Origin of the sequence: Variovorax soli NBRC 106424 (assembly GCF_001591385.1) — a bacterium.
In the GTDB taxonomy this organism is placed as follows: Bacteria; Pseudomonadota; Gammaproteobacteria; order Burkholderiales; family Burkholderiaceae_C; genus Variovorax; species Variovorax soli.
In genome coordinates, this window is the sequence record NZ_BCUU01000119.1 from 1 (window position 1) to 14,123 (window position 14,123).

8 protein-coding genes are annotated in these 14,123 nt (G+C 70.0%); 5 read left to right on the top strand and 3 right to left on the bottom strand.

The window, feature by feature from the left end; translation table 11 throughout:
• Positions 1-729: septal ring lytic transglycosylase RlpA family protein (locus VSO01S_RS23330; protein ID WP_373282928.1), on the bottom strand; the 729-nt coding region annotated here is incomplete at its 3' end.
• On the bottom strand, positions 722-3,520 hold the full coding sequence (gene glnE, locus VSO01S_RS23335; RefSeq protein ID WP_068645179.1) for a bifunctional [glutamate--ammonia ligase]-adenylyl-L-tyrosine phosphorylase/[glutamate--ammonia-ligase] adenylyltransferase: 2,799 nt from the start codon (positions 3,518-3,520) through the stop codon (positions 722-724). The genes glnE and VSO01S_RS23330, both read right to left, overlap by 8 nt.
• Before the next feature lie 25 nt (positions 3,521-3,545).
• On the opposite strand from glnE, the gene VSO01S_RS23340 reads away from it, so the two are divergent.
• The 5 genes from VSO01S_RS23340 (at position 3,546) to VSO01S_RS23360 (ending at position 13,531) form a co-directional block, all read left to right on the top strand.
• On the top strand, positions 3,546-7,667 hold the full coding sequence (locus VSO01S_RS23340) for a YhdP family protein (protein ID WP_068645180.1): 4,122 nt from the start codon (positions 3,546-3,548) through the stop codon (positions 7,665-7,667).
• Complete coding sequence (locus VSO01S_RS23345) at positions 7,664-8,479, top strand: carbon-nitrogen hydrolase family protein (RefSeq protein WP_068645181.1); 816 nt, start codon at positions 7,664-7,666, stop codon at positions 8,477-8,479. The genes VSO01S_RS23340 and VSO01S_RS23345 overlap by 4 nt, the downstream gene beginning before the upstream one ends.
• Before the next feature lie 52 nt (positions 8,480-8,531).
• On the top strand, positions 8,532-10,631 hold the full coding sequence (locus tag VSO01S_RS23350) for a two-component system sensor histidine kinase NtrB (protein ID WP_084242067.1): 2,100 nt from the start codon (positions 8,532-8,534) through the stop codon (positions 10,629-10,631).
• 19 nt (positions 10,632-10,650) lie between these two features.
• Positions 10,651-11,295 (top strand): response regulator transcription factor, encoded by a 645-nt coding sequence (locus tag VSO01S_RS23355; RefSeq protein WP_068645182.1) that lies wholly within the window; start codon positions 10,651-10,653, stop codon positions 11,293-11,295.
• A gap of 145 nt (positions 11,296-11,440) precedes the next feature.
• The gene (locus VSO01S_RS23360; RefSeq protein ID WP_068645183.1) at positions 11,441-13,531 is read left to right on the top strand and encodes a TonB-dependent receptor; all 2,091 of its coding nucleotides are present in this window, start codon (positions 11,441-11,443) and stop codon (positions 13,529-13,531) included.
• Positions 13,532-13,612: 81 nt separating this feature from the next.
• On the opposite strand, the gene VSO01S_RS23365 is transcribed toward VSO01S_RS23360, so the two are convergent.
• Positions 13,613-14,123, bottom strand: a 511-nt coding sequence (locus tag VSO01S_RS23365; protein WP_068645184.1) for a YiaD family glycine zipper/OmpA-like lipoprotein, incomplete at its 5' end; no start/stop codon positions are given.

A 14,123-nucleotide genomic window follows, 5' to 3' on the forward strand; every position in this document is an offset into this window, starting at 1 on the left:
AGCCAGCACGGGCGCGGTGGCCACCGCAGACGCCACCATCGCGCTCGGCACGGCGACATCATCGCCGCTCGGCTGCACTGGCAGGGGCCGCGGCGCAACGGCAAAGACGCTGTCCTGCGATCCGTTGCGCTGCCAGGTGCCGGCGCGGATGTCGTCGTTGGTCAGGCGCTCGATCTCCACCGGCGCCACGCCGCGCAGCAGATCCAGCTTGTAGGCGGCCGCATAGCTCAGGTCGATGATGCGGCCGTCGTGGAAGGGCCCGCGGTCGTTCACCCGAACGATGGCCTCCCGGCCGTTGGCCGGGTTGCGCACGCGCACGTAGCTGGGCAGCGGCAGCGTCTTGTGGGCTGCCGTCATGGCGTACATGTCGTAAGGCTCGCCGCTGGCCGTGGACTGCGCGTGGAACTTGGTGCCGTACCAGGAGGCCAGCCCCGACTCGCGGAACGGCCGGTCGTCGGTGATGGGCACGTAGCTGCGGCCCAGCACCGTGTAGGGCTTGGCCGTGCCCCCGCTGCTGCGGATGGTCTCTACCCGCGGCTGCGCATCCTGCAATTGCGACAGATCGGCGGGCGGTTGGGCGGGGCCGCCATCCCGGCCGCCGCGCGGGCCGCTGGCGCAGCCGGCCAGCAGCAGGCCCAGTGCGATCGTGAGCGCAAACCCTGCGGCAGTGTCGAACCTGGCCGCGCGTGGGTTCGAACTGCAGCCGGGACGCAGCACCGCCTCAGCCAAACACCGCCTTCCACAGGGTCAGCATGGCGTCGCGCTCGCTGGCCAGGGCATCGAGCGGCAGCTGGGTCGATTCTTCGTTCAGCCGCAGGCGGTGCTGCAGGCGCCGCAGTTCGCGGTAGGCCGCGCCCGCCCGCTGGCCCACGCCCGCTGGCAACAGGCCGGCCTGTTCGGCGCGCAGCAGAAGGGCGATGTTGCCCACGTTGGGAATCAGCTCCGGATGCCTGGCCGATTCGGACAGCACCAGGAACTGCACCGCGAACTCGGCATCCACCATGCCGCCGGTGCTGTGCTTCACGTCGAAGCGGTCGGCCTTGACCGGATGGGCCGCGCGCACCTTCTCGCGCATGGCCACGATTTCGGCCTTGAGCGCCGCCACGTCGCGCGGCGCGGTGATGACGGCCTCGCGCACCTTGTCGAAGCGCTGGCCGAGTTCTGGCGCACCGAGGACGAAGCGCGCGCGCGTCATGGCCTGGTGTTCCCAGGTCCAGGCGGTGTTGCTGCCGCGGCCCAGCTGGTATTTCTCGTAGGCCTCGAAGCTGGTGGTGAGCAGGCCCGAGTTGCCGTTGGGGCGCAGCGCCGTGTCGATCTCGAACAGGTCGCCCTCGCGCAGCTTGACCGTCAGCCAGTTGATCAGCTTGCGCACGTAGGCCGCATAGACCTCGGCCGCCCGATCGTCCTCGTCGTCGTAGACGAACACGATGTCCAGGTCGCTGCCGTAGCCCAGTTCCTTGCCGCCCAGCTTGCCGTAGCCGATGATGGCGAACTGCGGCGCCTCGCGATGCCGGTTGCGCACATGCTCCCAGCACCAGCGCGCCGTGGTGCGCAGCGTGGCGTCGGCCAGCGCGCTCAGGTCGTCGGCCACTTCTTCCACCGTGATGCGGCCCTCGACGTCGCGCGCCAGCGTGCGGAACACTTCCGCGTGGTGCGCGCGGCGCAGGATGTTGAGCTGCGCTTCCTCGTCGGCCTCGCCGGTGCTGTGCAGGGCGCTGCGCCGCTGCTCCAGCTCGGCCTCGAACTCCGCGGCGTTGAAGCGGCTGGTCAGCATCTCGTCGCTGGCCAGCTCGTCGATCACGCCCGGGTGCTTCATGAGATAGCGCGCCGGCCACTTGGCCGCGCCCAGGATGCGCAGCAGGCGCTCCTGCACCGCGGGCCGCTCGACCAGCAGCGCCAGGTAGCTCTCGCGGCGGAACAGCGGCTCGATCCAGTCGGCCCAGCGCAGCGCGGCATCCACATGGTTGGGCGTCTGTCCCGCGGCGTTGCCGTCGGGTTCGGAGCCCAGCCATTGGCCGGTGCGGCGCACCAGCTGACGCAGGCGGGCCTGGGCCTCGTCGCGCATGGCCAGCACGCGCGGGTGCTCGCACCACTGGCGCACGCGCTCGGCGAAGTCCGGCGGCAGCTCGTCCAGCAGCTCGGAAAGGTCTTCCGGCGTGGGCGCGCTCGGCTTGCCATTGGTGCTGCAGCGCTTGCCGTTGCACTTGCCATTGCTCTTTTCGTTGCCGCCCAGAAGCTTGTCGAATTCCTGCGCGACGAATTCGCGGTGCGTGTCGAGCTGGCTGAGGAAGTCGCAACAGTCCATGTAGCCCAGCGTGGCGGAGATCCAATGCTGGTCTTCGTCGCTCACCGGCAGCACGTGCGTCTGCTGGTCGTCCAGGTACTGGATGCGGTGCTCCACCCGGCGCAGGAAGACATAGGCCGCGGCCAGCGCATCGGCGGTGGCCTGCGGCATGAGGCCGGCGGCCGCCAGGCGCTGCAGCGCGTCCAGCGTGGGGCGGGTGCGCAGCTCGGGGAACTGGCCGCCGCGCACCACCTGCAGCAGCTGCACGGTGAACTCGATCTCGCGGATGCCGCCGCGCGAGAGCTTCACGTCGTTGGCACGCTCGGGGCGCCCGGCGCTGCGGCGCGCGGCCTGGTCGCGGATTTGCTGGTGCAGCGTGCGCAGCGAATCGAACACGCTGTAGTCGAGGTAGCGCCGGAACACGAAGGGCAGCACCACCGAGCGCAGGCCCTGGGCCGACGGGTCCTTGATGTGGTCCTGCGGCGCCACGATGCGGCTCTTGAGCCAGGCAAAGCGCTCCCACTCGCGCCCCTGCACCTGCAGGTACTCTTCCAGCGCGTCGAGCGAGACCACCGGCGGCCCGGAGTTGCCGTTGGGCCGCAGCGCCAGGTCGACGCGGAACACGAAGCCGTGCTCGGTGACGTCGCCCACCAGCGCGTAGATGCGCTTGACCGCGGCGGCGAAGTACTCCTGGTTGGACACCCGGTTCATGCGGTGCTCGTTGCCGGCGGTCTCGCCGGCCTGATCGAACACGTAGATGAGGTCGATGTCGCTGGACACGTTGAGTTCGCGCGCACCCAGCTTGCCCATGCCGATGACCCACAGGCGCGCGCGTCGGCCATCGGGGCCCATGGGCGCGCCATGCACCGCCTCGAGCTCCTGCTCGGCCTGCCGGCAGGCGACGTCGAGGGCGAACTCGGCCAGCTGCGTCACCGCGGTGGTCACCACCGACAGCTCGGCCTGCTGGTCGCAGTCGAGCGTGATCAGGCGCTCCATGACCAGCTGGCGCGTGATGCGCAGCGCATCGCCCGCCGGATGGCCGCGCTCGCGCAGGGCGGCATAAGCTTGCTCGATCCGGGGGCGTTCGGGGGCGCCGGCGGGCAGCAGCGCCAATTCGTCGGCATAGCGGCGGCGCAGCCGCTGCACGAAGCGCGAATAGGACGACAGCCGCGGTGGCGTCTTTCGGGCCGGCGAATCCGCCGAAGCGGCGGAACCGGCGCCAGCACTGCCAGTCATAATTCCAGGCACAGCGCGGTCCTCAATGAATGTCACAGCGTCTCCCCCTTCGCATTTGCTCAAGATCACCGCTGTGACGGCGCGCTGGGCGCTGGGTCTGCTGGTTGCAGCATGGCTCTTGTTGGCACTTGTGGTCCTGGTCCTACACGGCTGGATTGTGCCGCGAATCGGTGAATACCGTGGGGTGCTGGAAGCCCAGGCCACACGGTCCATCGGGGTAGAGGTTCGCATAGCTTCGGTCAGCGCGCAGGCCGAGGGTTTTAGTGGGCTTTTCTTTCCCAGCTTCGAGCTGCGCGGCGTGGCGCTGCACGACGCCCAGGGGCGCGAGGCGCTCAAGCTGGCCCGCGTGGTGGCCACGGTGTCGCCGCGCTCCATCTGGCGCCTGAGTTTCGAGCGGCTGTACATCGAGCGGCCCGAGCTCGACGTGCGGCTGGACGCGCTGGGCAAGCTGCACGTGGCGGGGCTGTCGATGGGCACCGAAACCAGCGGCGAATCTCGCTCGGCCGACTGGGTCTTTTCGCAGCGCCAGATCGCCGTCGAAGGCGGCACGGTACGCTGGACCGACGAGCGCCGCGGCGCACCGCCGCTGCTGCTCACCAACGTCAACTTCTTCGCACGCAACAGCGCCCGCCGGCATGCGCTGAGTCTGGACGCGACGCCGCCGGAGGGCTGGGGCGAGCGCCTGTCGCTGCGCGGCGAATTCCGCCAGCCGCTGCTTTCCACGCGCAACGGCAACTGGCACGAATGGGACGGCCAGGTCTATGCCGACCTGCCGCGCATCGACATCAGCCGCATCGGCCGCTATGTCTCGCTCGATGCGCGCGTGCGCGAAGGCAGCGGCGCGCTGCGCGCCTGGGGCGACGTGCGCCAGGGGCAACTTGTGGGCGTGGTGCTCGACATGGGCCTGAGCAGCGTCGACGTCACCTTGCAGGCCAAGCTGCAGCCGCTGGTGCTGCGCTCGCTCACCGGGCGCCTGGCGGTGCGGCAAGACTTCGACACCCGGGCGGTGGAAGTCACCACCACCCAGCTGGAGTTCGAAACGCACGACGGCGTGCGCTGGCCCGGCGGCAACCTGTGGCTGTCGCACAAGCCGCCTGTCGGCCGTGGTGCCGAACGCGGCGCCATCAAGGCCGATCGGCTCGACCTGGCCATGCTCGCGCAAATAGCCAACCGCCTGCCCCTGGGCGAGAAGCTGCACGACGCGCTGGCCCGGCACGCGCCGAAGGGCCTGGTGGAGCGGGTCGATGCCGAATGGGAGGGGGCGCTGGAATCGCCTCGCCGCTACCAGGCACGCGGCCGGGTCAGCGGCCTGTCGGTCACGGCCGAGCCGGCCGAACAGGCCGACCATGCGGGGCGGCCCGGACTGTCGGGCGCCACCATCGATTTCGATGCCAACCAGGGCGGCGGCTCGGCCACCATCAGCATCGCACACGGCACCCTGAGCTTTCCGGGCGTGTTCGAGGAGCCGCTGGTACCGGTCGACGAGTTGTCCGCCCGCGCGCAATGGAAGGTGGATGGGCAGCGCATCCAGGTGCAGCTGCCCAGCCTTCGCTTTGCCAATGCCGACGCCCAGGGCGACGCGCGCCTGTCCTGGCGCACCAGCGATCCGGCCACCTCCGGCAGCCACGACCGCTTTCCCGGCGTGCTCGACCTGGAAGGCAAGCTCACGCGGGCCGAGGGCAATCGCGTGTTCCGCTACCTGCCGCTGCACATTCCCAAGGAAACGCGCGACTATGTGCGCGATGCCGTGACCGCCGGTATCGCGAGCAGCGTGGACTTCCGCGTGAAGGGCGACTTGTGGGACATGCCTTTCGCCGATGCGAAGAAGGGCGATTTCCGCATCGTGGCCAAGGTGGCCGGCGTGCACTACGCCTATGTGCCGCCGCACACCGGCCCGGTCCGCAACGGCGCTGCCGCCGAGCCCGTCTGGCCTGCGCTCACCGCGGCCAGCGGCGAACTGGTGTTCGAGCGCGCCGGCATGAAGGTGCGCAATGCCAAGGGCCGCGTCGCCAGTGCATCGGGCGTCGAGGTGACGCGCGGCGAGGCGGAGATTGCCGACTTCATGCATCACGAGACGCTGCTCAAGCTCAACCTGCAGGCCGGCGGCCCGCTGGGCGAGCTGCTGAAGGTGGCGGCGCCGCTGGCCGGTCCGGCGCGCGAGACCGCCATGCAGATGCGCGCCGCCGGCAAGGCCGACTACAAGCTGCAGCTGGAGCTGCCGCTGTCCGCCATGGACAAGGCCAAGGTCCAGGCCAGCGTGGCCCTGCAGGACAACGAGCTGCAGCTGACGCCCGGCACGCCGTCCTTCACCCAGGCCCGGGGCGTGCTCAGCTTCACCGACAGCGGCTTCTCCCTGGCGAATGTGCGCGCGCAGCTGCTGGGCGGCGACGTGCGGGTGGAAGGCAAGGGCCGCTATGCCGGCGCCGGCCACGACATGAGCTTTCGTGCCCACGGTGTGGTCACCGCCGAGGGCTTTCGCAGTCAGCGCGAGTTCGGCTGGCTGGCCCGGCTGGCCCGCAAGATGAGCGGCAGCACCGCCTATCAGCTCGAGTACGGCCTGCGCGACGGCGTGGCCGAGGTGTCGCTCAGCAGCAATCTGCAGGGCCTGGGCATGCAGCTGCCGGCGCCGCTGGCCAAGGCGCCCGAGGACAACCTGGCCTTCTCGGTCGAGAAGAAGGTGGTGGCGCGTGATGGTGGCGCCAGGGGCGCCGCACCGACGCGCATCCAGGACCGGCTCAGCGTGGGGCTGGGGCGCATCGCCTCGGCCACCTGGCTGCGCGACCTGTCCGGCGAGGTGCCCAGGATCATCAACGGCAGCATCGCCATGGGCCAGGGGCCCGGTGAGGACCTGGTCTCGCCCGAGCGGGCCGTGCTGGCCAACCTGAACCTGGCGCGCTTCGACATCAGCGCCTGGCGCACCCTGCTGCGCGACGCCACCGACGCGCCGGCGGCCGCCACGGCCACGGACAGTGCCGACGCCGAGCCCTCGCCCTACCTGCCCAGCGTGATCGCACTGCGCGCGCAGGAGCTGCGCTTCGGCGGCCGGCACATGAGCAACGTGGTGCTCGGCGGCAGCCGCGAGGGCCAGCTGTGGCGAGCCAACGTGGATTCGGATGAGCTCAGCGGCTACGTCGAATACGGCCAGGCGCAGGCCGGCCGGGTGATGGCACGGCTGGCGCGCCTGAAGATCGCGCGCAGCGAAGCCGGCGAGGTCGAATCGCTGCTGGACGAGCAGGCCAGTTCGCTGCCGGCGCTGGACGTGGTGGTGGACGACTTCGAGCTGTACGGCCGCAAGCTGGGCCGCGCCGAGGTCGAGGCCGTGAACCGCGGCAGCGGCAGCACGCGCGAATGGCGCCTGAGCCGCCTCAAGCTCGCCACGCCCGAGGCCACCTTCGCGGCGCAGGGCAGCTGGGCCGCCGCGCGCGGCTCTGAAACGCGGCGCACCACTATGAGCTTCAAGCTCGACATCGAGGACGCCGGCGCGCTGCTCAACCGCTTCGGCATGCAGGACGTGCTGCGGCGCGGCCGCGGCGTGCTCGAGGGCGACATCGCCTGGCGCGGTTCGCCCTTCTCGGTGGACTATCCGAGCATGGACGGCAAGCTGCATGTCGACGTGAACCAGGGGCAGTTCCTCAAGGCCGAGCCGGGCATTGCCAAGCTGCTGGGCGTGCTGAGCCTGCAGGCGCTGCCGCGCCGGCTCACGCTGGACTTCCGCGATGTCTTCAGCCAGGGCTTCGCCTTCGACTTCGTGCGCGGCGACGCCGCCATTGCCAAGGGCGTGGCCAGCACCAACAACCTGCAGATGAAGGGCGTGAACGCCGCGGTGCTGATGGACGGCTCGGCCGACCTCGGGCGCGAAACCACCAGCCTGCGCGTGGTGGTTGTGCCCGAGATCAACGCCGGCACGGCGGCCCTGGTGGCCACGGCCATCAACCCCGCCATCGGGCTGGCCACCTTTTTGGCCCAATATGCGCTGAGCAAGCCGCTGTCCGCCGCCACCACGCAGGAGTTCCAGATCGAAGGCAGCTGGGCCGACCCGCAGATCACCAAGGTGGCGCGCCGGCCCTCGCTGGACCCGCAGCCGGCGGCGCCATCGCAGCAGCAGCAGGCCGCGCCACGGCAGGCGCAGACGGAGAACAAGCCATGAGAGTCGCAGCAATCCAGATGGTCTCGGCCACCCGGCGCGAAGCCAACCTGGCGCGCGCCCATCGCCTGCTGGCGCAAGCGGCGGAGGCGGGCGCCGAACTGGCGGTGCTGCCCGAGTACTTCTGCGTGATGGGCCAGCGCGACACCGACAAGCTGTCGCTGCGCGAAAGCCCCGAGGGCGGCATGGTGCAGGGCTTCCTGGGCGATGCCGCGCGTGAATTCGGCCTGTGGATCGTGGGCGGCACGCTGCCCCTGGACAGCGACGAGGAAGACCACGTGTTCAACAGCTCGATGGCCTTCTCGCCCGAGGGCCGGTGCGTGGCGCGCTACGACAAGATCCACCTCTTCTATTTCGACAACGGCGTGGAGCGCTACGACGAGCGCCGCGTGATCACGCCCGGCGTCCATCCGGTGGTGTTCGACCTGCCCTCGCGCGACGGCCACACCTGGTGCGTGGGCCTGAGCGTGTGCTACGACCTGCGCTTTCCCGAGCTGTACCGCGCGCTGGCCCGCCACGGCGCCGAGCTGCTGCTGGTGCCCAGCGCCTTCACGCAGACCACCGGTTCGGCGCACTGGGAAGTGCTGCTTCGCGCCCGCGCGGTCGAGAACCTTTCGTGGGTGGTGGCGCCGGCGCAGGGCGGCACGCACGAGAACGGCCGCCGCACCTGGGGCCATTCGATGATCGTCGACCCGTGGGGCACCGTCCTCGCTCAGCAGGACTCCGGCGAGGGCGTGGTGCTGTGCGACATCGACGCCGGGCAGACCGAGCGCGTGCGCCAGCAGCTGCCTGCCCTGTCGCACCGGGTCCTGTAGGCGCTGCAGCAACGGGATCGTGAGCACACAGGAGCAGTCCTCCGCCGAGACGATGAGCCCGCCCGCGGCCGGCGGCCCGGGGGCGCTGCTGTCCCTGCCCGCCAGCGTGGCCCGGCCCCTGGCGCGCCTGCGCTCCGCCTGGCAGCGCTGGTTCCTGTGGGTGCTGCTGGCGGCGCTGGTGCTGGTGCTGGTGGGCACGGTGGTCTGGCTGGCGGGCCGTCATGAGGTGCAGCAGGTGCAGGAACAGCTCGACCGCGACACGCTCGACGCCGTGGCCGACCTGCGCGGCGGCCTGCAGCGAAACGCCCAGAGCCTGCGCGCATTGAACGCCGGGGCGCAAAGCCTGTCGCAATGGGAGGAGCGCGCCGGCGAGCTGCTGCGCGCGCACCGCGAGTGGGTGCGCCTGGAGTGGCGCGACGCCGCCATGCGCGTGCTCGCCTCGGCCGACACGCCGTACCGCGCGCCGGTCTTCGACCGCAGCCGCCGGCAGTCGGTGGAGCACCCGGACGTCACCCTGGCCTGCGCCAGCGCGCGCAAGCTCAGCACCGCGGCCTATTCGCCCAGCCATTTCGTTTCCGTGGCCGAAGGCGGCGGCATGGAAGTGATCGAGATGTGCCTGCAGCTCGACCAGGGCGGCTACCTGGTGGCAGCCTACTCGCTGCGCGACACGCTGATCGAGCTGGTCACGCCCAGCCTGCGGCGCGGGCAGGAGGTGGCGCTGGTGGAGGTCGACGGCACGCGCCTGGCCGCCGTGGGCGCCCAGCGGCGCAGCGGCACGCGGGTGTTCAGCTCGCAGCAGCCGGTGGACCTGCCGGGGCTGGCCATGATGATGCGCATCGACGGCTGGCGCGCCGAGCCCGACCTGTTTCCCAACGTGCTCACCGGGCTGGTCACCTTCATCTCCATTGCGCTGGTGTCGGTGCTCATCCTGCTGGCGCGCGACACCAAGCGGCGCATCAAGGCCGAGCGCGGCCTGGCCGATTCGCTGGCCTTCCGCAAGGCGATGGAAGACTCGGTCATCACCGGGCTGCGCGCGCGCGACCTGCAGGGCCGCATCACCTACGTCAATCCCGCTTTCTGCAAGATGGTGGGCTTCTCCGCCGAAGAGCTGGCGGGCAGCGACATCTCCAACGCGCCGTACTGGCCGACCGAGCTGGCCCACGAATACCGCCAGCGCCAGGCCGAGCGGATCGCCAGCGGCGACATGCCGCCGCCGGATGGCTTCGAGTCGATCTTCATGCGCAAGGACGGCCATCGCTTCCCGGTCATGATCTTCGAGGCGCCGCTGATCAACAACGGGGTGCAGACCGGCTGGATGAGCGCCTTCGTCGACATGAGCGAACAGCGGCGCGCGGAAGAGCTGTCGCGCGCCACCCAGGAGCGCCTGCAGGCCAGCGCCCGCCTGGCCACCGTGGGCGAAATGGCCTCGCTGCTCAGCCACGAGCTCACGCAGCCGCTGGCCGCGATTTCCAGCTATGCCAACGGCTCGCTCAACCTGCTGGACGATGGTGATGCGGGCGCCGTCACCCACGACGTCCAGGCCCGCAGCGATCTGCAGATGGCGCTGGCGCGCATTGCCGAGCAGGCCAGCCGCGCCGGCCGCGTGATCCGCAGCGTGCACGACTTCGTGCGTCGGCGCGAACGCACCCGCGAGAGCGCGCCCGCCCACGAGCTGTTCGAGGCCGTGCTGCCACTGGTGCAGCTGCAGGCGCGCAAGCTGGGCGTGCGCATCGACCTGAGCATCGAGCCCGGGCTGCCGCCGGTGCAGTGCGATCGCACGCTGGTCGAGCAGGTGCTGCTGAACCTGGCGCGCAATGGCATGCAGTCGATGGATTCGCCGCAGGTCGCAAAGCGTGTGCTCTACCTGCGTGCCGCGCGCGCGCCGGGCAGCAAGATCGTGAATTCGGAGGCGCGGCGCTGGGTAGAGTTTTCCGTGGCCGACCTGGGCCTGGGCATCGACAGCGAGGTGGCGCAGCGCCTGTTCACGCCCTTCTACACCACGCGCAGCGACGGCATGGGCCTGGGCCTGAGCCTGTGCCGCACGGTGGTCGAGCAGCACGGCGGTGTGCTCACCTACGAGCCGTATCGCCCGCATGGCACCATCTTCCGATTCACCCTTCCCGCCGCGAGCCCGCGGCCCGAGACCGACTGAGCGACTGCACATTGCCGACATGCAACCCCTGATCGATGGCCTGATCTTCATCGTGGACGACGACGCCAGCGTGCGCGAGGCCCTGGCCTGGCTGCTGCGCTCGCGCCGCCTGCAAAGCGAGCATTTCGCCAGTGCCGAGGACTTCGAGGCCCGCCTGGCCGCGGAAGCCGACCCTGCCGCGCCCACGCAGCCGCGCTGCCTGCTGCTGGACGTGCGCATGCCCGGCACCAGCGGCCTGGTGCTTTACGAGCGCCTGGCCGAGGCGGGTTGGCTGGCGGCCATGCCGGTGATCTTCCTCACCGGCCATGCCGACGTGCCCACGGCGGTCGACCTGGTCAAGCGCGGCGCCTTCGACTTCTGCGAGAAGCCCTTTTCCGACAACGCCCTGGTCGACCGCATCGAGCATGCGCTGGGTGCGTCGGCCCGGGCCATCGACGCCCAGCGCGAGCGCGCCGGCATTGCGGCGCGCGTGGCCGAACTGACCGACCGCGAGCGGCTGGTGATGCAGCGCATCGTCGAGGGCCTGCCCAACAAGCTCATTGCCGACCAGCTCTCGATCAGCGTGCGCACGGTGGAAGTGCACCGCGCCCGCGTGTTCGAGAAGATGGAGGTGAAGTCGGCGGTCGAGCTGGCCAACCTGCTGCGCGGCAACTGGTCCGCCTAGGTCGTTGCAGATGAGAGACGATCCGCGCGTCGATGTGATTGGCTGCTCACTGGTTCGCTTCTAGACTCACGCGTTTTCGCCAGCCACGTGCCGGTTCGCCCAGGCGCCGCAGCCAGCGTGTTCAACACACCTTGGAGGCCGCCACGTGCTGCGATCGACTCGTTTTTCCCGTTCCCCTCTTCCTCTTCTGTTCCGGCGCCGCCGCATCGCACTGGCGGCTGCGGGCCTGCTGGCGGGCCTGTCCGGTCCCACGCTGGCGCAGGACTCGGCCGCGGCGCTGCCCGAGATGACCGTGACCGGCGAGAAGTCCGAGCGCTCGCTGATGCAGACCGCACCCAGCGTGCGCGTGTTCGGCGAGCGAGAGCTGGCGGACCAGACCGGCATCATCGGCACCAACGAGCTGTTGAATGGCGTCGCCAACATCACCAGCACCGGCACCGGCAATCTCGCGCCGGCCGTGCGCGGTGTCGATGGCACCGGCCCGGCGCAAGGCGCCGACGCCTTCCTGGCTGGTACCCGGCCGCGCTTGAGCGTGCAGGTCGACGGCCGCTCCTCCAGCTACAACGAAGTGGTGTTCGGCGACCTGGGCCTGTGGGACGTGCAGCGCGTGGAGGTGTTCCGCGGCGCGCAGAGCACGCTGCAGGGCCGCAACGCCATTGCCGGCACCATCATCTACAAGACCAACGACCCGGGCTTCGCGCCTGAAGTGGGCATTCGCGCGGCCGTCGCCGGCCAGGACCAGCGCCAGCTCTCCGCCGTGATCAACGCGCCGCTGGTGGACCAGGAGCTGGCCGTGCGCCTGGCACTCGACGGCTTCAAGTACCAGAGCTATGCCAAGGGCTACGAGCCCTACCCCGGCGTGTCGGACCCCGGCCAGTTCGAATCGGGCAATGTGCGCGGCAAGATCCTGTGGAAGCCGCAGGCCGTGCCGGGCCTGACCAACCTGCTCACCATCGCCCGCACCATCTACACCGGCCCGCAGACCGAAAGCGTGGCGCGGCCCTTCGACGACAAGGTCATCTCGTATCCGGCCATGCCCACCTTCTCGCCGCGCTCCACCAGCGCGGTGCTCGACACCACCTACGAGATCAGCCCCACGCTCACCTTCGAGAACCGCATCGTTTCCGGCGACACGCACGTCACGCGCAAGGCCATGCCGGGCGACGGCAATGCCAACATCCGCGTGAAGGACCTGCAGATCGAGCCGCGGCTGCGCTTTGCCACGCAGGACAAGCAGTGGACCGGTTTCGTGGGCCTGTACACCTTCGGCGCCGACCAGGACGACGACATCGACCTGTTCGGCGGCGGCGCCTGGACCGACAAGACCCGCACCTGGGCGCTGTACGGCGAGGTGACCACGCCGCTGTCCAGCAGCGTGGACCTCACGCTGGGTGGCCGCTACGAAGAAGAGCGGCGCGAGCGCAACGGCGCGCTGAGCATCTTCACCACCGACTTCGACGCCACCTACAAGGTCTTCCTGCCCAAGGCCACGCTGGCCTGGAAGCTGGACCCGGCCACCACGCTGGGCAGTTCGATCTCGCGCGGCTACAACGGCGGCGGTGCGGCCTTCACCTACGACGTGCCCTTCACCAACTACCAGTTCGACCCCGAGTACGCCTGGACGCTCGAAGCCTTCGGACGCAAGCGCCTGCTCGACGGCGCGCTGCTGCTCACCGGCAACCTGTTCTACAGCGACTACAAGAACATGCAGCTGCCCTTCGACCTGAACCCCGACCCGAACGTGTGGGCCTACGTGGTGCGCAATGCGCCGCGCGCCCACACCTACGGCGCGGAGCTGGGCGCGCAGTGGCAGGTCAGCCGCAGCCTGCGCTTCACCGGCGAGGTGGGCCTGCTCGAAACGAAGATCACCGAGTACCCGGGCTCCGGTGTCGAGGGGCATGAGCTGCCTCGCTCGCCCGCCTTCACCATGGCCCTGGGCCTGAGCTGGCGCGGCCAGTCCGGCCTGGAACTGGGCGCGGATGCGCGCTACTCGTCGGCCTACTACTCGGACGTCACCAACTTCTCGCGCGGCAAGGTCGATCCGGGCTGGCTCGCCAACGTGCGCGCCAGCTATCCGGTGGGCAAGGCCAGGCTCTTTGCCTACGTGAACAACGTGTTCGACAGCAAGCGGCCCTTGCTGGTCGACGCCGATCCGAATGCGGTGACCAATGCCTTCGACACGGCCAACCTGCCGCGTCCGCGCACGGTGGGCGTGGGCGTCGAAGCCTGGTTCTGACAACGACGTCGGCGCCAAAAGAAACGGCCGCCTGAGCTGCCAGGCGGCCGTGGAAGTTGGCTGGCCTCGCGGCCTGGCGCGTCAGCCCTGCGGCTGGCGTTCGCCCACGAAGATTTCCACCCGGCGGTTCTGCGCGCGGCCCGCGGCCGAGTTGTTGTCGGCCACTGGCTGGCGCGAGCCCATGCCGTCGATGTTGAAGGCGTTCGAGCGCACGCCGCGGGCGATCAGGTAGTCGCGCGTGGCGGCGGCGCGCTGGATGGACAGCGGGTTGTTGATGGCGTCGGTGCCGGTGTTGTCGGTGTGGCCGATGATGCGCACTTCGGCATTCGGGTTGTTGCGCAGGCCCGAGGCGAACTGGTCGAGGATCGGCTGGAAGTTGGGCTTGATGTCGGCCCGGCCGGTGTCGAACGAAACGTCGCTGGGAATCTGCAGCTTCAGCTCGTTGTTGGGCGTCTGGGTCACCGCCACGCCGGTGCCCTGGGTGGCCTGCTCCATCTGCTTCTTCTGGTTTTCCATGCGCTGCGACCACAGGTAGCCGCCGCCCGCGCCGACGGCCGCGCCGATGGCCGCGCCCGCAGCGATGGCGCCGCGG